19 protein-coding genes are annotated in these 18,821 nt (G+C 69.9%); 4 read left to right on the top strand and 15 right to left on the bottom strand.

All coding sequences use genetic code 11. From position 1 onward, the window contains the following. Positions 1-15: 15 nt before the first annotated feature. The 4 genes from AC068D_RS17210 to AC068D_RS17225 all read right to left on the bottom strand — a co-directional run bounded on the left by AC068D_RS17210 (position 16) and on the right by AC068D_RS17225 (position 3,151). Positions 16-1,338, bottom strand: a complete 1,323-nt coding sequence (locus AC068D_RS17210; protein ID WP_478823832.1) for an NADH-quinone oxidoreductase subunit D — start codon at positions 1,336-1,338, stop codon at positions 16-18. Continuing rightward, complete coding sequence (locus AC068D_RS17215; protein ID WP_478823833.1) at positions 1,335-2,063, bottom strand: NADH-quinone oxidoreductase subunit C; 729 nt, start codon at positions 2,061-2,063, stop codon at positions 1,335-1,337. Before AC068D_RS17215 ends, AC068D_RS17210 begins: the two co-directional genes overlap by 4 nt. Before the next feature lie 154 nt (positions 2,064-2,217). Continuing rightward, on the bottom strand, positions 2,218-2,772 hold the full coding sequence (locus tag AC068D_RS17220) for a NuoB/complex I 20 kDa subunit family protein (RefSeq protein WP_007383964.1): 555 nt from the start codon (positions 2,770-2,772) through the stop codon (positions 2,218-2,220). Positions 2,773-2,791: 19 nt separating this feature from the next. Beyond that, positions 2,792-3,151, bottom strand: a complete 360-nt coding sequence (locus tag AC068D_RS17225; protein WP_003974383.1) for an NADH-quinone oxidoreductase subunit A — start codon at positions 3,149-3,151, stop codon at positions 2,792-2,794. Between the two features lie 817 nt (positions 3,152-3,968). On the opposite strand from AC068D_RS17225, the gene AC068D_RS17230 reads away from it, so the two are divergent. After that, positions 3,969-4,775, top strand: coding sequence for a C40 family peptidase (locus tag AC068D_RS17230; RefSeq protein WP_478823834.1), 807 nt, complete (start codon positions 3,969-3,971; stop codon positions 4,773-4,775). Positions 4,776-4,902: 127 nt separating this feature from the next. Here the strand turns inward: AC068D_RS17230 and AC068D_RS17235 are convergent, their stop codons facing one another. Further along, a complete protein-coding gene (locus AC068D_RS17235; protein ID WP_478823835.1) occupies positions 4,903-6,189 on the bottom strand; it encodes a geranylgeranyl reductase family protein in 1,287 nt (428 codons plus the stop codon). 97 nt (positions 6,190-6,286) lie between these two features. On the opposite strand from AC068D_RS17235, the gene AC068D_RS17240 reads away from it, so the two are divergent. Further along, on the top strand, positions 6,287-6,817 hold the full coding sequence (locus AC068D_RS17240) for a GNAT family N-acetyltransferase (RefSeq protein WP_478823836.1): 531 nt from the start codon (positions 6,287-6,289) through the stop codon (positions 6,815-6,817). Between the two features lie 4 nt (positions 6,818-6,821). Here AC068D_RS17240 and AC068D_RS17245 read toward each other — a convergent pair whose 3' ends face one another. The 5 genes from AC068D_RS17245 to AC068D_RS17265 all read right to left on the bottom strand — a co-directional run bounded on the left by AC068D_RS17245 (position 6,822) and on the right by AC068D_RS17265 (position 12,497). Beyond that, complete coding sequence (locus tag AC068D_RS17245) at positions 6,822-7,733, bottom strand: glutaminase (RefSeq protein ID WP_478823837.1); 912 nt, start codon at positions 7,731-7,733, stop codon at positions 6,822-6,824. Between the two features lie 28 nt (positions 7,734-7,761). Beyond that, positions 7,762-8,457 (bottom strand): demethylmenaquinone methyltransferase, encoded by a 696-nt coding sequence (locus tag AC068D_RS17250; RefSeq protein WP_478823838.1) that lies wholly within the window; start codon positions 8,455-8,457, stop codon positions 7,762-7,764. Between the two features lie 160 nt (positions 8,458-8,617). Next, positions 8,618-9,274 (bottom strand): amidohydrolase family protein, encoded by a 657-nt coding sequence (locus AC068D_RS17255; protein ID WP_478823839.1) that lies wholly within the window; start codon positions 9,272-9,274, stop codon positions 8,618-8,620. Positions 9,275-9,281: 7 nt separating this feature from the next. Further along, positions 9,282-10,481: a cyclic dehypoxanthinyl futalosine synthase gene (gene mqnC, locus AC068D_RS17260; protein ID WP_478823840.1), complete on the bottom strand. Its 1,200-nt coding sequence runs from the start codon at positions 10,479-10,481 to the stop codon at positions 9,282-9,284. A 291-nt stretch (positions 10,482-10,772) separates the two neighbouring features. Then, positions 10,773-12,497, bottom strand: coding sequence for a serine/threonine-protein kinase (locus tag AC068D_RS17265; protein ID WP_478823841.1), 1,725 nt, complete (start codon positions 12,495-12,497; stop codon positions 10,773-10,775). A 191-nt stretch (positions 12,498-12,688) separates the two neighbouring features. On the opposite strand from AC068D_RS17265, the gene AC068D_RS17270 reads away from it, so the two are divergent. Then, entirely contained in the window at positions 12,689-13,741 is a 1,053-nt protein-coding gene (locus AC068D_RS17270; protein WP_478823842.1) for an alpha/beta hydrolase, read from the top strand. Positions 13,742-13,771: 30 nt separating this feature from the next. On the opposite strand, the gene AC068D_RS17275 is transcribed toward AC068D_RS17270, so the two are convergent. Further along, positions 13,772-14,677 (bottom strand): menaquinone biosynthetic enzyme MqnA/MqnD family protein, encoded by a 906-nt coding sequence (locus tag AC068D_RS17275; RefSeq protein ID WP_478823843.1) that lies wholly within the window; start codon positions 14,675-14,677, stop codon positions 13,772-13,774. A gap of 269 nt (positions 14,678-14,946) precedes the next feature. Between AC068D_RS17275 and AC068D_RS17280 the strand changes: the two genes are divergently transcribed. Then, complete coding sequence (locus AC068D_RS17280; RefSeq protein ID WP_017948713.1) at positions 14,947-15,150, top strand: cold-shock protein; 204 nt, start codon at positions 14,947-14,949, stop codon at positions 15,148-15,150. A 102-nt stretch (positions 15,151-15,252) separates the two neighbouring features. Here AC068D_RS17280 and AC068D_RS17285 read toward each other — a convergent pair whose 3' ends face one another. The 4 genes from AC068D_RS17285 to AC068D_RS17300 are packed head-to-tail and all read right to left on the bottom strand — an operon-like array spanning position 15,253 to position 18,813. Beyond that, the gene (locus AC068D_RS17285) at positions 15,253-16,044 is read right to left on the bottom strand and encodes an ABC transporter ATP-binding protein (protein ID WP_478823844.1); all 792 of its coding nucleotides are present in this window, start codon (positions 16,042-16,044) and stop codon (positions 15,253-15,255) included. Then, positions 16,041-17,024, bottom strand: a complete 984-nt coding sequence (locus AC068D_RS17290) for an ABC transporter ATP-binding protein (RefSeq protein ID WP_478823845.1) — start codon at positions 17,022-17,024, stop codon at positions 16,041-16,043. Before AC068D_RS17290 ends, AC068D_RS17285 begins: the two co-directional genes overlap by 4 nt. A 5-nt stretch (positions 17,025-17,029) precedes the next feature. Beyond that, entirely contained in the window at positions 17,030-17,869 is an 840-nt protein-coding gene (locus AC068D_RS17295) for an ABC transporter permease (RefSeq protein ID WP_478823846.1), read from the bottom strand. After that, on the bottom strand, positions 17,866-18,813 hold the full coding sequence (locus tag AC068D_RS17300) for an ABC transporter permease (RefSeq protein WP_478823847.1): 948 nt from the start codon (positions 18,811-18,813) through the stop codon (positions 17,866-17,868). Before AC068D_RS17300 ends, AC068D_RS17295 begins: the two co-directional genes overlap by 4 nt. Positions 18,814-18,821 lie beyond the last annotated feature (8 nt).

Raw genomic sequence — 18,821 nt, forward strand, 5'->3', positions numbered from 1 at the left:
CCAAGCTGACGTCAGTCACCGGTCGACGCCTCCCATCACGGGGTCGATGGATGCCACGGCGACGATCACGTCGGCGACCTGGCCGCCCTCGCACATCGCCGCCATGGACTGCAGATTGGTGAACGACGGGTCACGGAAGTGGACCCGGTAGGGGCGGGTGCCGCCGTCGGAGACGACATGGACACCTAGTTCGCCCTTGGGCGACTCGACGGCCGCGTACGCCTGTCCGGCCGGGACCCGGAAGCCCTCGGTCACCAGCTTGAAGTGGTGGATCAGGGCCTCCATGGAGGTGCCCATGATCTTCTTGATGTGGTCGAGGGAGTTGCCGAGACCGTCCGGGCCGAGCGCGAGCTGCGCGGGCCAGGCGATCTTCTTGTCGGCGACCATGACCGGGCCGGGTGCGAGCCGGTCGAGGCACTGCTCGACGATCCGCAGCGACTGGCGCATCTCCTCCAGACGGATCAGGAAGCGGCCGTACGAGTCGCACGTGTCGGCGGTCGGCACGTCGAACTCGTAGTTCTCGTATCCGCAGTAGGGATCGGTCTTGCGCAGGTCGTGCGGCAGGCCGGTGGAGCGCAGGATCGGCCCCGTCGCGCCGAGCGCCATGCATCCGGCCAGGTCGAGATAGCCGATGCCCTGCATGCGGCCCTTGAAGATCGGGTTCCCGGTGGCGAGCTTGTCGTACTCGGGAAGGTTCCTCTTCATCTTCTTCACGAACTCGCGGATCTGGTCCACGGAGCCCGGAGGCAGGTCCTGGGCGAGGCCACCGGGACGGATGTACGCGTGGTTCATCCGCAGACCGGTGATGAGTTCGTAGATGTCGAGAATGAGTTCACGATCACGGAATCCGTAGATCATGATCGTGGTGGCGCCGAGCTCCATGCCTCCCGTGGCGATGCACACCAGGTGGGAGGAGAGCCGGTTCAGCTCCATGAGCAGCACCCGGATGACCGAGGCCCGGTCCGGGATCTGGTCCTCGATGCCGAGCAGCTTCTCGACCGCGAGGCAGTACGCCGTCTCGTTGAAGAAGGGCGTCAGGTAGTCCATGCGCGTGACGAAGGTGGTGCCCTGCGTCCAGGTGCGGTACTCGAGGTTCTTCTCGATGCCCGTGTGGAGATAGCCGATGCCGCAGCGGGCCTCGGTGACGGTCTCGCCGTCGATCTCCAGGATGAGGCGGAGCACGCCGTGGGTGGACGGGTGCTGGGGCCCCATGTTGACGACGATGCGCTCGTCGTCGGCCTTGGCCGCGGTCTGTGCGACCTCGTCCCAGTCGCCGCCGGTGACTGTATATACAGTCCCCTCGGTGGTTTCGCGTGCGCTTGCAGATGAGGTGGTCACGAGTACGACCTCCGCTGGTCCGGAGCCGGGATCTGGGCGCCCTTGTACTCGACGGGGATACCGCCGAGGGGGTAGTCCTTGCGCTGCGGGAAGCCCTGCCAGTCGTCCGGCATCATGATCCGGGTGAGGGCGGGGTGGCCGTCGAAGACCAGGCCGAAGAAGTCGTACGCCTCGCGCTCGTGCCAGTCGTTGGTCGGATAGACCTCGACGAGGGACGGGACGTGGGCGTCCGTGTCCGGGGCGCTGACCTCCAGGCGGATCAGCCGGCCGTGCGTGATCGAGCGCAGATGGTAGACGGCGTGCAGCTCGCGGCCCTTGTCGCCGGGGTAGTGGACCCCGCTGACACCCGTGCAGAGCTCGAAGCGCAGCGCCGGGTCGTCGCGCAGCGTCCTGGCGACCCGGACGATGTGCTCGCGCGCAATGTGGAAGGTGAGCTCGCCACGGTCGACGACGGTCTTCTCGATCGCGCTCTCGGGGAGAAGGTCCTGCTCCTCCAGGGCGCCCTCGAGCTCGTCGGCGACCTCGTCGAACCAGCCGCCGTAGGGGCGGGTGGCCGCGCCGGGCAACCGGACGGATCGTACGAGTCCGCCGTAGCCGGAGGTGTCGCCGCCGTTGTTGGCGCCGAACATGCCGCGCTGGACGCGGATCTCCTCCCCGTGCTCACCGCGCTGACCGGGCAGGTTCTGCTCGCTGAGTTCCTTCTCGGGGTTCGGCTGGTCGGTCATCGCTGCCTCCCCTTGGTCTTCCCCGGAACCGACGCCCGGGTGGGGGTCCCCCCACGCCCGCAGGGCGTACGGGGTGTGCACCCTTCTCCGCCCGCGCTGCGCAGAGGTGCGGCTTCGGTCATGGTCCGCGGCCCGGCGGCCGCACGTGCGTCGCTCACCGGAGCAGCCCCTTCATCTCGATCGTCGGGAGCGCCTTGAGAGCGGCTTCCTCCGCCTCGCGGGCCGCTTCCTCCGCGTTCACACCGAGCTTGGAGCTCTGGATCTTCTGGTGGAGCTTGAGAATCGCGTCCATCAGCATCTCCGGGCGCGGGGGACAGCCCGGCAAATAGATGTCAACAGGAACAATGTGGTCAACGCCCTGCACAATCGCGTAATTGTTGAACATTCCACCCGACGATGCGCAAACCCCCATGGAGATCACCCACTTGGGGTTGGGCATCTGGTCGTACACCTGGCGCAGGACCGGCGCCATCTTCTGACTCACCCGTCCGGCGACGATCATCAGGTCCGCCTGCCGCGGGGAACCGCGGAAGACCTCCATGCCGAAGCGGGCCAGGTCGTACCTGCCCGCGCCGGTCGTCATCATCTCGATGGCGCAGCAGGCCAGGCCGAAGGTGGCGGGGAAGACGGATGCCTTGCGCACCCAACCCGCGGCCTGTTCGACGGTGGTCAGCAGGAAGCCGCTCGGAAGTTTCTCTTCGAGTCCCATTGGTGTGCTCCTCAGCCCCTCAGTCCCATTCCAGGCCGCCGCGCCGCCAGACGTACGCGTAGGCGACGAAGACGGTGAGCACGAAGAGCAGCATCTCCACGAGCCCGAAGATCCCCAGGGCGTCGAAGGTGACGGCCCAGGGATAGAGGAAGACGATCTCGATATCGAAAATGATGAAGAGCATCGCCGTCAGGTAGTACTTGATGGGGAAGCGGCCCCCTCCGGCCGGCGTCGGCGTCGGCTCGATACCGCATTCATAGGCCTCGAGCTTCGCCCGGTTGTAGCGCTTCGGGCCGATGAGCGTGGCCATGACCACGGAGAAGATCGCAAAGCCTGCCCCTAGGGCGCCGAGCACGAGGATGGGCGCGTAAGCATTCACGCTCCTCGCTCCTTCCAGTCGTCCTTGACCGTTGGACCGCACCGCCGGGCATCCGTCGCCACCTCGAAGATCGTGCATATGTGAGGCAGTTCACAAGCCCGACTGCTCCGCATCCTATGCCTGCCGGTCTGTGATCTGCGACACGGGGTACGACAACGTCTTTGTGATCTCCACCACCTGACGAAGGATCATGAAGTCGGATGAGCGGTGATCTTGCACACGAAGCGCACGAGCGACTACAAGAGGTCACTCTTCGGTGCGTTACCGCTGGTCAGGGGCGTGCGGTCAATACCAGGAGTGCCACATACACGCAAATTCGCGAGTGGCCGGACAGGGTGGTAGGGGGTGCCTGTCACTCAAGCGAGGGGCCCCGGGTACGGAAGTGGACGCGTGCATCCGTTCACGAGCAACCGACCCGTGCATGACACGCGCCCGGCCCCCGGCGAACCGCTCCACGACCACCCCGCGGGGCCCACTCCCCGCGACCGCCGGGACACCTCCGGGGCGACCTTCCGGCCCCCACCCCCCGAAGCGCCCCCGAAGGGCGGCGGGCGGTGACCTTTCTGTGACCTGTACCACTCCCGCACGGGCACCGGAATTCAGGGCTTGGCCATCGGTGTGAAGGGGTGGTAAGCGGCGGGCAATACGGACCTTTTGCTGAAAGTCCATGATCACAGCCCTGATCATGGATGCCCGTTTTGCCCGTTACGGCGTCAATAAAGGTCCCAGGAAAGCGGATTACGAGATTCCGAACGTAACTGTGGCGCAACACACGTTTCTTGAAGGGAACCGGCGGTCCTTGATACCGGTTGTCCTCATGTCCCACACCGCTCACATACGAAGCCACCGGAAGCCCCGCCCGCAGAGCGCCTCGAAGCTCGCGCTCCGGGCCGGAGTTGCCGGTGGCGTCCTCAGCACTATCGCAGTGGCCGGTAGCGCCGGACCGGCGAACGCCGAGCCGGTGACCGAGACCATCGAGATGCCCGCGCTCACTCTCGAGACCCCGGCACTCGCCAGCGCCGTGGCCCTCTCGGCCGAGGCGACCCAGCAGGCGGCCCTGGACGCCCAGCTGAAGACCCAGGAGGACGCGGCCGCCGCCAAGGCAGCCAAGGCCGCCAAGAAGGCCAAGGACGAGGCCGTCCGCAAGGCCGAGGCCGAGAAGAAGGCCGAAGAGGCCGCCCGTGCCGAGTCGGAGCGTGCCTCGCGCACCTCCGAGCGCACCACCCTCTCCGCTTCCGGCTCGTCCAAGAGCGACTCCTCCACCCCCTCCGGCTCCGTCGGCACCGTCATCGCCTTCCTCAAGGCACAGCTCGGCGACGCCTACGTCATGGGCGCCACCGGCCCCAACGCCTGGGACTGCTCCAGCCTCGTCCAGGCCGCGTACCGTCAGGTCGGCGTGGACCTCCCGCGCGTCTCCCAGGACCAGTCGGTGGCCGGCACCCCGGTCTCCCTGGACAACGTCCAGGTCGGCGACATCCTCTACTGGGGCGGCGCCGGCTCGGCCTACCACGTGGGCGTCTACATCGGCGACGGCCAGTACCTCGACGCCGCCAACCCCAGCAAGGGCGTAGTGATCCAGGACCTGTCGGGCTACCCCGCGAGCGGTGCGGTCCGCGTACTCTGACGCACGGCTGCCCCTACGCCCCGAAACGGGCATTCGATACATAGGCATACGGAAGGGCCGCGGCTCCCGATGGGGAGCCGCGGCCCTTCCGTTGCCTGCGTCCGGGTGTCGCCGAGGAGCCCCGGGATCAGGACTTCGGGGCCACCTTCGAAAGACCGTTGATGATGCGGTCCATGGCGTCGCCGCCCTTCGGGTCCGTGAGGTTGGCGAGCATCTTCAGCGTGAACTTCATCAGCACCGGGTGGGTCAGTCCGCGCTGGGTCGCGATCTTCATGACCTTCGGGTTGCCGATGAGCTTCACGAAGGCACGGCCCAGCGTGTAGTAGCCGCCGTAGGTGTCCTTGAGGACCTTCGGGTAGTTGTGTAGGACGAGTTCGCGCTGGGCGGGCGTGGCCCGGGCGTGGGCCTGGACGATGACTTCGGCGGCGATCTGCCCGGATTCCATGGCGTAGGCGATGCCCTCGCCGTTGAACGGATTGACCAGGCCGCCCGCGTCGCCGACGAGCAGCAGACCGCGGGTGTAGTGGGGCTGCCGGTTGAAGGCCATCGGCAGGGCGGCGCCGCGGATCGGCCCCGTCATGTTCTCGGGGACGTACCCCCAGTCCTCGGGCATCGACGCGCACCAGGCCTTGAGGACCTCTCGCCAGTCCAGCTCCTTGAAGGAGGCGGAGGTGTTGAGCACGCCGAGACCCACGTTGGACGTGCCGTCGCCCATGCCGAAGATCCAGCCGTAGCCCGGCAGCAGCCGGTCCTCGCCGGGGCCGCGGCGGTCCCACAGCTCGAGCCAGGACTCCAGGTAGTCGTCGTCGTGGCGGGGGCTCGTGAAGTACGTGCGGACCGCGACGCCCATCGGGCGGTCCTCGCGGCGGTGCAGTCCCATCGCGAGCGAGATCCGCGAGGAGTTGCCGTCGGCGGCGACCACCAGCGGGGCGTGGAAGGTGACGGGGGTCTTCTCCTCGCCCAGCTTGGCGTGCACGCCGGTGATACGGCCCGTGCGGCCGTCGATGACCGGCTCGCCGACATTGCAGCGCTCGTACAGCCGAGCGCCAGCCTTCTGTGCCTGCCGCGCCAGCTGCTCGTCGAAGTCGTCACGCTTGCGCACGAGTCCGTAGTCGGGGTAGCTCGCGAGCTCCGGCCAGTCCAACTGCAGCCGTACCCCGCCGCCGATGATCCGCAGGCCCTTGTTGCGCAGCCAGCCCGCCTCTTCGGAGATGTCGATGCCCATGGCGACGAGCTGCTTGGTGGCACGGGGAGTGAGCCCGTCACCGCAGACCTTCTCGCGCGGGAACGCGGTCTTCTCCAGGAGGAGGACGTCCAGTCCCGCCTTGGCCAGGTGGTACGCGGTCGTGGAACCGGCCGGGCCCGCGCCGACGACGATCACATCTGCGGTGTGCTCGGAGAGGCTCTCGGTCACGGCGTGGTCTCCCGAAGACTCGATTTCGCGTGCTTGAAGGCACTGGACATGTGCAGTCTATGGGGGCGTACCGATCCACGAACCGAAGGGCTGTCCCATGAGCGAAACGCTTCCCGTCGCGCCTGTCGTGCAGTTGCGTGTGCCCACCGACGAGGACGCCCTGGCCTGGCACCGGATCTTCGCGGACCCGGAGGTCATGCAGTTCCACGGCGGTGCGCCCGCGGAACTCTCCGCCTACGAGGAACTGACGGCCCGTCAGCGCAGACACGACGCGGAGCGCGGCTTCTGCTTCTGGACGATGCTGGACACGGACGGTGACGTCATCGGCTTCACCGGCGCGCAGCCGTGGCCGCACGCGTGGGGCCCGGTGGGCGAGATCGAGATCGGCTGGCGGCTGGCCCGCAGGGCCTGGGGACAGGGCTACGCGACGGCCGCCGCCCGGATGGCGCTGGAGCGGGTACGGGCGACGGGGGTGTCGAGCGTGGTCGCCATGGTGGCGGCGGAGAACGAGCGGTCGATCGCCGTGACCCGGCGGCTCGGCATGGAGCTGGCCGAGACCTTCACGACACCGGTCTCCCGGCGGACGGGCTACTGCTTCAGGCTCGAGCTGCAGAGCGCCCTTCCGTAGGCGGTCAGAAGACCGAGAGCCCGGTCAGGGTCGTGAAACGGTCCAGGGCCGCCACGCCCGCCACCGAGTTGCCCCGCCGGTCGAGCCCGGGACTCCACACGCACAGCGTGCAGCGGCCGGGCACGACGGCGACGATCCCGCCGCCCACTCCGCTCTTGCCGGGCAGCCCGACCCGGTAGGCGAACTCCCCGGCCGCGTCGTACGTACCGCATGTGAGCATCACGGCGTTGACCTGCTTCGCCTCGCTGCGGGTCAGCAGCCGGGAGCCGTCGGCGCGCAGCCCGTGACGGGCCAGGAAGCGGGCCGCCAGGGCGAGATCGGCACAGCTCATCTCGATCGAGCACTGCCAGAAGTAGTGGTCGAGCAGTATCGGCACGGGGTTGGCGATATTGCCGTACGAGGCCATGAAGTGGGCCAGGGCGGCGTTGCGGTCGCCGTGCTCCGACTCGGAGGCGGCGACCTCCTGGGCGAAGGACAGATCCGGATTCCCGCTCTCCGCGCGCAGGAACTCCAGGAGCTCACTGCTCGCGTCGCCGGTGAGCGTCTGCAGCCGGTCGGTGACGACCAGCGCGCCCGCGTTGATGAAGGGATTGCGCGGGATGCCGTTCTCGTACTCCAGCTGGACGAGCGAGTTGAACGGGTTGCCCGATGGTTCGCGGCCCACCCGCTCCCAGAGTTCGTCGCCGCCGAGGGAGAGGGCGAGGGCGAGGGCGAAGACCTTGGTGACGGACTGGGCGGAGAACGGGTGCTCCCAGTCGCCGGTCCCGTACACCTTGCCGTCGAGGTCCGCGACGGCCATGCCGAAGCGGCCGGGATCGACCGACGCGAGGGCGGGGATGTACTCGGCGGGAGTGCCGCTGCCGACGAGCGGCGCCACATCCTCCGCGATGCGCTCCAGCAGTGCCTGGTAGTCCATGGGGCCGACCCGGTCCTGGTCCTGGGGCCTACTGCGGCTTGGTGCCGCGGTGCAGTGCGACGATGCCACCGCTCAGATTTCGCCACGCCACCTTCGTCCAGCCGGCCTTCTGCAGCAGACGGGCGAGCTCCGCCTGTTCGGGCCAGGACTGGATCGACTCGGCGAGATAGACGTACGCGTCCGGGTTCGAGGACACCGCACGGGCCACCGGCGGCAGGGCCCGCATCAGGTACTCCTCGTACACGGTGCGCAGCGGCGCCCACGTCGGATGCGAGAACTCGCAGATCACGACGCGCCCACCCGGCTTGGTCACCCGGTACAGCTCGCGCAGCGCCTGATCGGTGTCCTGCACGTTGCGCAGCCCGAAGGAGATCGTCACGGCGTCGAAGACGCCGTCCCGGAACGGCAGCTTCGTGGCGTCGCCCGCGGTCAGCGGCAGCCACGGATGCCGCTTCTTTCCCTCGCTCAGCATCCCGAGGGAGAAGTCGCACGGCACGACGTACGCGCCGGTGCGGGTGAACGGCAGCGAGGACGTGCCGGTACCGGCAGCGAGGTCGAGGACCTTCTGCGCGGGGCGCGCGTCGACCGCCTTGGCGACCTCCTTGCGCCAGCGCCGGTCCTGGCCGAGCGAGAGCACGTCATTGGTGAGGTCGTAGTTCGCCGCCACGTCGTCGAACATGGAGGCGACTTCGTGCGGCTGCTTGTCCAGGGAGGCTCGGATCACGCTCCCCATTCAAGCAGCACGCCCCCGAGGACCGCCCCCGACCCGGTCGGCGCCGCGACAGGGAGCCGCGCAGCACGACGAGGGCGAGCCCGAAAGGGGGCGCCGGTACCCAGCCGGTTCCGGCCGCGTACGTCCGCCACGGCGCCGGAACGGAGCGCCGTCAGCGCGCCCGGTACACCAACCGCCCTGCGAGGACGGTCGCGACGCAGGCGGCGGCGCCCTGGGTGCGCAGTGTGCTCACAGGCGGTTCGTCGACCGGCACGTCGAAGACGGCGAACGTCGCGTCCCTGCCCTCGTACGCGAGCGGCGGCAGCTGGAACGCCTCCGTCGCCGGCCGGCCTTCGAACGGGTCCAGTGACGGCGGGCCCGGCGGATCCGTGAACCTCTCCTCCACCGTCAGCCCCGCGCGGGCAACGGCGTCCACGACCGTGTGCCGCCGCAAGGTCCCGGCCACCGCAACCGTGCCGTGGGCGAGCATCCGCTGCACACCGCGCCGGGCGCTCGCACCCCAGCGGGCGTCGGTCATGTCCAGCGCCGCGAGCGCTGCGCCCGTCAGCGGCTCGGTGCCGAGCTCGTCCGCCTCGCGCGGATCGGGGTGGTAGGCCTGCTCCAGCAGTTCGGGACCGTGGACATTGACCAGGCCCGGTGTGAGCACACCGGGCCACCACCTCACCCGTGCCTGCGGATATGCGGCGGCCAGCCGCTCGTACGGGCCGACAGCCGCGATCTCGCGGCCCTGGACGGCGACCGCACCGCCCGGCACGGCCTCCAGGCCGCCGCCGGGCAGCAGCAGACCCGCGGCATGGATCGTCGGCACGACGACGTCAGTTGGCGTTCAGCAGCTTGAGCTCGGGATGCGCCGTGCCGCCCTCGATCGCCGTCGAGGAGATGTGCGAGGCCACGCGCTCGTCGACCGGGTCGTTCGCCGGGTCGTCGTGGACGACGATGTGCTCGTACGTCGTCGTCCGCTGCGCCGGGACGCGGCCCGACTTGCGGATCAGGTCGATGATCTCCAGGCGGTTGGAGCGGTGCTTCGCGCCGGCCGAGGAGACGACGTTCTCCTCCAGCATGATCGAACCCAGGTCGTCGGCGCCGTAGTGGAGCGACAGCTGGCCGATCTCCTTGCCGGTGGTCAGCCACGAGCCCTGGATGTGGGCGACGTTGTCGAAGAAGAGCCGCGCAATGGCGATCATCCGCAGGTATTCGAAGATCGTGGCCTGCGTACGGCCCTTGAGGTGGTTGTTCTCGGGCTGGTAGGTGTACGGGATGAAGGCCCGGAAGCCGCCCGTCCGGTCCTGCACATCGCGGATCATGCGCATGTGCTCGATGCGCTCGGCGTTGGTCTCGCCGGTACCCATCAGCATCGTGGACGTCGACTCGACGCCCATCCGGTGCGCGGTCTCCATGATCTCCAGCCAGCGCTCGCCGGACTCCTTCAGCGGCGCGATCGCCTTGCGCGGCCGCTCGGGCAGCAACTCGGCACCGGCGCCCGCGAAGGAGTCCAGACCGGCGGCGTGGATACGCGAGATGGCCTCCTCGACGGAGACACCGGAGATCCGGGCCATGTGCTCGACCTCGGAGGCGCCGAGGGAGTGGATCACCAGCTGCGGGAAGGCGTTCTTGATGGCGGCGAAATGCTTCTCGTAGTACTCGACGCCGTAGTCGGGGTGGTGGCCGCCCTGGAACATGATCTGGGTGCCGCCCAGCTCGACGGTCTCGGCGCAGCGCCGCAGGATGTCGTCGAGGTCGCGAGTCCAGCCCTTGGCGGTGTCCTTCGGCGGCGCGTAGAAGGCGCAGAACTTGCAGGCCGTGACACAGACGTTGGTGTAGTTGATGTTGCGCTCGATGATGTACGTCGCAATGTGCTCCGTACCGGCGTAACGCCGGCGGCGTACAGCATCGGCAGCGGCGCCCAGCGCGTGCAGCGGCGCGGACCGGTAGAGGTCGAGCGCCTCCTCGGGGGTGATCCGCCCGCCCTCGGCGGCACGGTCCAGGACGCACTGTTGGTCGGCCTTCTGGGTCACCGGGAGTCACCTTTCGGCGGTGTTTCGGGGCGTTGCGCGGGCCGGACCAGCCTACGACAGCCCCGAGAGCGGATACCGACGCACCCTCGGCCCCGCCGGTCGGAGGCGTCGGCGGGCCCCCAGGTCCTCCTCGCGCGGCGCACCTGCGCCGGACCCGCCGCGCGGCCTCGGCGTGAGCCCTCCGGGGTCACGCGCCCGGCGTCCCGCTCGTCGCACCGGTGACGAGCGCCCGCGCGGGGCGGATCCGTCCCGCGGGTGGGCGGATCCGGGCACGCCGTCACGGTTGCACGGTCATCCGCCGCTCCTGGCCAGATCACCGGCCGGGTTGCCCGCGCGGGCGTCATGGGAGACGTAGCGCAGGGTGTTCCCGCTCAGTTCGAGGCGGATGCCCGTCGTGCCCTCGGAGCACACACCCGTGCTCCGAGGGCCACGCTTCGCGTCGACGACCAGGGTCCGCTCGTCGGCGCTGGTGGCGGTGAGCAGGTCCTCGCAGATGAAGTTCCCGAGGATGTCGGTCTGTTCGGCCGTGCCGATCCGCTCGCCGGTACGGCCGGGTTGGATGGTCACCTTCATCGTGCCGGCGGGCAGACCGGAGGCCGTGATCGCTCCCTCCCAGGTACCGAGGAAGGACTTGGGCACGTCCTTCGCCGGGCCCGACCCGCCGTCCGCCGGCTTGCTGGACGCCGACGACGCGGGTGGTTCGGCCGCCGAGTCCTTGAGGTCGCCGCCACCACCCGGAAGGAGGTCGAAGAGAACGCCCGCGCCCACGGTCACCACGGCCAGAGCACCCGCCACGGCGAGGGCGACCGTACAGCTGATCCTGCGGGCGCCACCGGAGCGGTCACGTTCCGTACTCGTGGTCACCGACAGGGAAAGACGGCCGGGTTTCCCGGCCTCGGTGCCGAGGGCCCCGGCCGTCTGCGGGGCCCCGCTCGCATGGGCCGCGAACGGCGGCGACGTGGGCGGCGGAGTCGCGGGGGGCACGAATGCCGACTGCAGCGGTGCCCCGGACAGCGGCCGCGGCCGGTCGGCCGGCGGGTCGATCCTCGGACCGAACACCCCCATCGCCTGTCTGGTGAACGGCACGGGACCGGACACCTCCGGGTCCTGCCGGGCCGGCTCCAGGTCGAGGAGCCGGACCGCCGTCCGGCTGACCTGCTCCACCAGCGGGCCGGGCAGCCAGCCCGCGGCCACGAGCGCGCCGGCGCCGGCGCCCGGGGCGAGCTGGCGGACCAGGTCCTCGGGCGAGGGCCGCGCGGACGGGTCCTTGGCCAGGCAGGCGGCGACGAGGACGCGCAGCTCCCCCGTGAGGGCACCCAGTTCGGGCTCCTCATGGACCACCTTGTAGAGCAGCGCCGCCGATGAGTCGCCCGGGAAGGGCGCAGCTCCGTTGGCTGCGTAGGCGAGGACGGCGCCGAGCGAGAAGACGTCGGCTGCGCCCGTCACCCCGTCCTTGCCGACGATCTGCTCGGGCGCCATGTAGCCGGGTGAGCCGACGGACACGCCGGTCGTGGTGAGCGAGGCGGTGCCGTCGGTCGCACGGGCGATGCCGAAGTCGATGAGGCGGGGGCCGTCGAGTGCGAGCAGCACGTTCGACGGCTTGACGTCCCGGTGGACCAGGTCCAGTGCGTGCACGGCCGCCAGCGCTTCCGCGAGTCCCGCGCCAAGCGTCCGTACGGTGTGCTCCGGCAGCGGGCCGTGCTCCGTGACGGCCTGGCCCAGGGACGGCCCGGCCACATAGCCCGTCGCCACCCACGGGACCGGCGCGTCCGGGTCCGCGTCCAGCACCGGTGCGGTCCATGCACCGCCCACCCGCCGTGCCGCGACCACCTCACGCCGGAACCGCGCCCGGAACTGCTCGTCGAGCGCGAAGTGCGGATGGACGACCTTGACGGCGACGGTGCGGCCGCCCTCCGAACGCGCCAGGTACACCCGCCCCATGCCGCCTGCGCCGAGCCGGCCGAGCAGCCGGTACGCACCGATGGCCGTCGGCTCACCCGCTTCCAGCGGCTGCATGAGATCCCCCCGACTCCTCGATGTCCGTCCCCGACAGCGTAGAGCGCGGCGTGGGCCGGATCACCGGGATTGGGTCCCGCCCCGGGCCAACCGATCGGCCCCGCGTCCCCTCTCTCTGGGCGTAAATCGCGCGCCTCCCCCGGAATCACCGCAGAGAACTGCAAAGCACAGCAAAGCATTCGGAGACCGTCATGAATCGCCATCGCTCGCGCCTGCCCAAGGTCCTCATGGCCGCCGTCGCCCTCGGTTCCGTCGCCCTCGCCTCGGGCTGCTCGGGCGAAGGGGAGCCGGTCTCCTTCGACGGCCCGGCGGCCCAGGCTCCCTCACCCGGGGCGGCGGCCGGTCCGGCGGCGGACACCAAGGCGGCCGAGGCTGCTGCCAAGTCCCTCATGCCGACCGGCCCGAAGGCCGAGTTCACCACCCAGAACACGATCGACGACGGCACCAAGATCGGCGTCACCACCCTGGAGGGCAAGAAGTCCGGCTTCACCGGCAAGGTCTGGGTCTGGGCACCTGAGCAGTACTTCGATCCGAAGTACGCGCACAGTGGTTTCCCCGTGCTGATCGCGCTCCCCGGGGGCAACGGTTACCCGAACAATTACTGGATGGGCACCGATCTGAAGCTGCAGAGCAGCATCAGCCGGTGGTCCAGGGAAGGCAAGAGCCTTCCGTTCATCGTCGTGATGCCCGTCCTCAACCCGGACGACAAGTATTACTACGACGGCAGCGATATTCCGGGGCAGCCGAGAATGGGCACCTGGATGACCGAGGACGTTCCCGATTTCGTCAAGGCCAATTTCCGCACCTTCAAATCCCGTGACGGCTGGGCGTTCATGGGGTCTTCATCGGGCGCCTTCGTCGGACTCAAGTCCGTACTCAAACACCCCGACAGGTTCAAGGCGGTCATCGCCTCCGGCCCGGACATCGTGCCCGACTCCCCGCTGTGGGCGGGACACCCCTCCGAACAACAGGCGAACAACCCCGAGAAACTGGCCAGGACCCTCGGGGCCGAGCCGGACACCAAGGACAACGGCGTCTATCTGGCATTCCAGATCGGCACCAGGGAATCCGGCGTGAAGAAGGTCAAGTCCTTCATACGCGACTACACCAAGGGCCCGGTCAAGACCCGCCTGCAGGTCATCCAGGACGGCGAGCACAACGCCAGGACCTATGTCCAGGGCATGGGGGACGGCTCGATCGAGTGGATCAGCAAGCATATGCAGGCACCCATCCCCGCCTCCTGACGATGCAGGTCGGGCCATGTGCCCGGGCCGTCAGGCGCCGAGCAGCTCGACGCGCACGTCCGCCGGGAACCCGGTCGTCGGACCCGTACGCCGTGCGAACTCCCGCACCCCCGCGAGCTGCTCGGCCCCGAACCGGAAGTCCAGCGTCGTGAAGTACCGCTTGAGCAGCTCCGCGTCGAAGGTCTCCCAGCGTGATGCCTGCTCGGCGACCTTCTCGACCTCCTCGAGGGACAGATCACGCGAGGCCAGGAACGCCTCGTGCACCTTCCGCACCACACCCGGCTCGCGCGCCAGATAGTCCTTGCGGGCCGCCCACACGGCGAAGACGAACGGCAGCCCGGTCCAGTCCTTCCACATCTGGCCCAGGTCATGGACCTGCAGGCCGAGGCGCGGCGCGTCGTGCAGCGAGGCGCGCAGCGCCGCGTCGCCGATCAGCACCGCCGCCTCCGCCTCCTGCATCATCACGCCGAGATCGGGCGGGCAGCTGTAGTAGTGCGGCGACACACCGTACTGCTCGGCCAGGAGCAGCTGGGCGAGCCGTACCGAGGTGCGCGAGGTGGAGCCGAGGGCGACGCGCGCACCGTCCAGCCGTTCCAGCGGCAGCTGCGACACGATCACGCACGACATGACGGGCCCGTCGCAGCCGACCGCGAGATCGGGAAAAGCGACGAGGCCGTCCGCGTTGCGGAGGTACTCGACGAGGGTGATGGGGCCGATGTCCAGGTCACCGCGCACCAGCTGCTCGGAGAGCTTCTCCGGGGTGTCCTTGGTGAGCTCCAGATCGAGCAGGGTCCCGGTGCGGGCCAGGCCCCAGTAGAGGGGCAGGCAGTTCAGGAACTGGATGTGACCGACACGCGGCCGGCTGCGACGGACGTCGGTGGGGCCGGTGCTACCGCCCGGTTCCGCACGTCCCGCGGGTTCTGCATGACTGTCCACATCGTGAGGCTAGACCTCTGGTCGGCGGCACGAATGGCCGGGGCGCGCCCGCACGATCGTCAGCATGTCAAGCCTGCATCAAACGTCCGGGTGACGTGATCTTTCCCTCTACCCATCCGAACACCCTGCGTGCTAGGCTCAACGCAAGTTGCAGTTTGGTTTCCCTTGCAGTACAGAGCCTGCGGAGCATGTGACCCGCAGGCTTTTGTAGTTTTCAGACTTGTTTGCAGGTTCTGGAGCAGGGCAACCCTTTGGCCCAAGGAGGGCTTATGGCTACCGGAACCGTCAAGTGGTTCAACGCTGAAAAGGGCTTCGGCTTCATCGCCCAGGACGGCGGCGGCCCGGATGTCTTCGTCCACTACTCCGCGATCAACGCGACCGGCTTCCGCTCCCTCGAGGAGAACCAGGTCGTGAACTTCGACGTCACCCAGGGTCCGAAGGGCCCGCAGGCGGAGAACGTCACCCCGGCCTAACCAGCCCAGGGTCGGCGATCGCGCACGACTTAGCAGTACCCAAGGAGCCCTGCCCCCGTACATTCGTACGGGGGCAGGGCTCCTGCCCTTGCGCGGGCCTGCTCAGGCGGGCACCGCGGCCGGGTCCCAGCCCGGGCCGGGCACCGAGGCCAGCAGCCGTCGCGTGTACGGATGCTCCGGTTCCGCCAGGACGGCGGCGGTCGGGCCCTGCTCCACGACGGCCCCGCGGCGCATCACGAGCACCTCGTCGGTGATGTGCCGGACCACCGCCAGATCGTGGCTCACGAAGACCAGCGCCACACCCGTGTCACGGCGGATCTCGCCGAGCAGTTGCAGGATCTGCGCCTGGATCGACACATCGAGCGCGGCGACGGCCTCGTCCAGCACCAGGATCCTCGGGTCCACGGCGAGTGCCCTCGCGATGGCGAGGCGCTGCCGCTGCCCGCCGGACAGCTCGTGCGGGCGCGCACCGGCCTCCCGGGCACCGAGCCCGACCCGCTCCAGCAGCCCCTCGGCCAGGGCCTCGTCACGGCCGTGCAGCCGCAGCGCGGTGGTCAGACACCGCCGGGAGGTGAGCCGGGGATCGAGCGAGACATACGGGTCCTGGAACACCATCTGCACCTCCCGCGCCCGAGCCAGCCGGGCACGCCGCCCCCGGGACGCCTTCGCGCCCCGGACGCGCCCCCCGACGGTCACCGTCCCGCCGTCGGGCCGCACGAGCCCCACGAGCATCCGTGCGACGGTCGTCTTGCCCGAGCCGGACTCCCCCACGATTCCCAGCGACCCGCCCGCCCCGACGGCGAACGAGATCCCGTCGGCGGCGACCAGACTCCCGCCGCGGGGCAGCGTGTACGACTTGCGCAGGCCGTCCGCGACCAGCAGCGCCCCGTTCATCGGGTGCTCCCTTCGGCGGCCGGAACCGCAGCCACGTCGGACACGTCCGGAACCCCGGCCGTGCGGGCGAGCAGCCGGCAGGCCGCCGTGCCCTCACCGAGCGCCACCGGCTCCGGGCGCCACGAGGTGCAGGCCGCATCCGCGGCACCGCACCGCGGAGCGAACTCGCAGCCGGGGAAGGCGTCCGAGAGGGAGGGCGGACGGCCCGGGATCGGCAGCAGGACACGGGCCTCCTCCCGCAGACCCGGGGAGCAGGCCAGCAGACCGCGTGTGTACGGGTGGCGGGGATCGCCGAAGAGCAGATCCGCACGGCGCTCCTCGACGACCCGGCCGGCGTACATCACGTACACCCGGTCGCAGTACGCCGCCGCCAGATGCAGATCATGGGTGATGAAGAGCAGGCCGAGGTCCCGCTCGTCCCGCAGGGTCCTGAGCAGCGCCAGGATCTCCGCCTGTGTCGTGACGTCCAGCGCGCTCGTCGCCTCGTCCGCGAGCAGCAGCCGTGGCTCGGCGGCCAGCGCGCCAGCGATGACCACGCGCTGGAGCATGCCGCCGGAGAGCTCGTGCGGGCGCTGACGCAGCCGGCGCCCGGGATCGGACAGCCCGACGGCCGCGAGAAGTTCCTGCGCCCTTCGGGGCGTGGCGCCCCGCTCGGTGAGGAAGTCCCCGATCCGCCGCACCGGATTGAGCGCCGAGCGGGGGTCCTGGTGGATCATCGCGACCCGGCCCGCCCGGTGCGCTCGCAGCGCTTCCCCGGACAGGGCGAGAACATCCTCACCGGCCACCCGCACGGCACCGGACACCGCCGCGGCCTGCGGGAACAACCGGAGCGCGGCCTTCGCGGTGGTCGACTTGCCGGAGCCCGACTCGCCGACGAGCCCGACGACCTCCCCGGCCGCCACCCGCAGGGACACCTCCGCCAGCAGCGGGCGCGCCGCACCCGGCAGCCGCAGGGTCAGATTCTCGATGTCGAGGAGCATGGCCCTCACCTCCGGGAGCCGAGTCGGTCGGCGGCCCGGACCCCGACGACATTGAAGGACACGACGACGGCCGCGATCGCGGTCCCCGGGACGAGCGCCGGGAGCAGCGCGCCCTGGACGACCGCCGCCTGCCCTTCCTGGACCATCAGCCCCCAGTCGGAGCTGGGCGGCTGGGCACCGAAGCCGAGATAGGACAGCGTTGCCAGCGACATCAGCGCCTCGCCGAACAGCACCACCAGGTATCCGGTGATCGAGCGCGCCAGGTTCGGCACGAGGTGCAGCGCACAGATCCGGGCCCCGCCCATCCCCTGCACCAGGTAGGCGTCGATGTACGGTTTGCGCCGCTCGGCGAGGGCGACCGACCGGGTGTACTTGGCAACGGTCGGGGTGAAGGCCAGCCCCAGCGCGAGCACGGAGGTGGTGATCCCCGGCCCGGTCACCGCGATGATCAGAACGGTGAAGAGCAGCCCGGGGAACGCGTACATCACGTCCGTGACCCGGGAGATCAGGGTGTCCGCCCAGCCACCGCGCCAGGCGGCCACCGTCCCGAGGGTGACACCCGCGGCCCCCGCGATCGCCAGGAGCAGGAGCGGCGCGATGAGGCTCGTACGGGCTCCGTACAGCACCCGGGAGAGCAGGTCCTGTCCGGAGGAATCCGTGCCGAGGGGATGCGTGGCCGTGGTGCCGGCCAGCGGGGCGGACAGATCGATCGCGTCGGGTGCGTGCGGCGCGATCAGCGGCGCAAGTACCGCGGCCAGGACGACGAGCCCGAGGAAGCCGCCGGCGATCCGGACGCCCAGGGGACGTCGCGGGGTGGCCACGGGCACGAGGGGGAGCGCAGTCATGCCACCGCCTCCTTCACCCGCGGATCGAGCAGCGGGTGGACCAGGTCCACCGCGGTGGTCACCACGATGTATCCGGTGACCATGAGCAGCAGCACGGCCTGGGCGACCGGGAAGTCGTGGGTGTTGATCGCACCGACGAGAAGCGAACCGATGCCGCTGATCCCGAAGGCGGTCTCCGCGACCACGGTCCCGGCCAGCATCCCGGCCATCACGAGCCCGCACATGGTGACGATGGGGCCGAGCGCATTGCGCAGGATGTGCCGCCGCAGGATCTGCCGCTCCGGCACACCGGCCGACCGCGCGACCGCCACATGGTCCGCGGTGCCCGCGTCCACCATGGCCTGCCGGGTCACCCTGCTGATCAGCGCGAGCGCGCCGAGGGCCAGCGACAGGGCGGGCAGGGTGAGATGGTGCAGCGTCCCGGCCAGGCCCTCGCCGCTGCCCGTGACCGGGAACCAGCGGAGCTGCACCCCGAAGACGGCGACGAGGGCGATCGCCGACACGAACGACGGCACGGAGGCGGCCAGCGTCGTTCCGCCGACGACGGCCGAGTCGGCCCACGTACCGCGCCGGACGGCGGCGAGCACTCCGGCGCCGACACCGAGGACGACGAAGAGGACGGTTGCGTACGCGACGAGTGCGAGGGTTGTGGGGAGGCGGGCGGCGAGCAGATCGGCGACCTGGTCGCTGTACTTGAACGAGCGGCCCAGGTCGAGATGGGCGCAGTCCCACAGCCACCGGCCGTACTGGACGACCAGGGGCTCGTCCAGGTGGTACTGGGCGCGCACCAGCTCCAGCTTCTCGGGGGTGAGCTTGTCCCGGCCACCGGCGAGAAAGACGGCCGGGTCACCGGGTGCCGCGTAGACGGCGGCGAAGATGACGAACGAGGCGGCGAGGAGCGTGGCGAGGAGTCCCGCGAGCCGCCTGAGGGTCCGGGCGAGCATGGGGTTCT

Source organism: Streptomyces sp. NPDC043861 (genome assembly GCF_056435905.1).

Bases quoted from the DNA above. Each gene is read 5' to 3' on its own strand.
- AC068D_RS17215 (WP_478823833.1), bottom strand. From the start codon at position 2,063: ATGACCGACCAGCCGAACCCCGAGAAGGAACTCAGCGAGCAGAACCTG.
- AC068D_RS17220 (WP_007383964.1), bottom strand. From the start codon at position 2,772: ATGGGACTCGAAGAGAAACTTCCGAGCGGCTTCCTGCTGACCACCGTC.
- AC068D_RS17230 (WP_478823834.1), top strand. From the start codon at position 3,969: ATGTCCCACACCGCTCACATACGAAGCCACCGGAAGCCCCGCCCGCAG.
- AC068D_RS17240 (WP_478823836.1), top strand. From the start codon at position 6,287: ATGAGCGAAACGCTTCCCGTCGCGCCTGTCGTGCAGTTGCGTGTGCCC.
- AC068D_RS17245 (WP_478823837.1), bottom strand. From the start codon at position 7,733: ATGGACTACCAGGCACTGCTGGAGCGCATCGCGGAGGATGTGGCGCCG.
- AC068D_RS17265 (WP_478823841.1), bottom strand. From the start codon at position 12,497: ATGCAGCCGCTGGAAGCGGGTGAGCCGACGGCCATCGGTGCGTACCGG.
- AC068D_RS17270 (WP_478823842.1), top strand. From the start codon at position 12,689: ATGAATCGCCATCGCTCGCGCCTGCCCAAGGTCCTCATGGCCGCCGTC.
- AC068D_RS17280 (WP_017948713.1), top strand. From the start codon at position 14,947: ATGGCTACCGGAACCGTCAAGTGGTTCAACGCTGAAAAGGGCTTCGGC.
- AC068D_RS17285 (WP_478823844.1), bottom strand. From the start codon at position 16,044: ATGAACGGGGCGCTGCTGGTCGCGGACGGCCTGCGCAAGTCGTACACG.
- AC068D_RS17290 (WP_478823845.1), bottom strand. From the start codon at position 17,024: ATGCTCCTCGACATCGAGAATCTGACCCTGCGGCTGCCGGGTGCGGCG.
- AC068D_RS17295 (WP_478823846.1), bottom strand. From the start codon at position 17,869: ATGACTGCGCTCCCCCTCGTGCCCGTGGCCACCCCGCGACGTCCCCTG.
- AC068D_RS17300 (WP_478823847.1), bottom strand. From the start codon at position 18,813: ATGCTCGCCCGGACCCTCAGGCGGCTCGCGGGACTCCTCGCCACGCTC.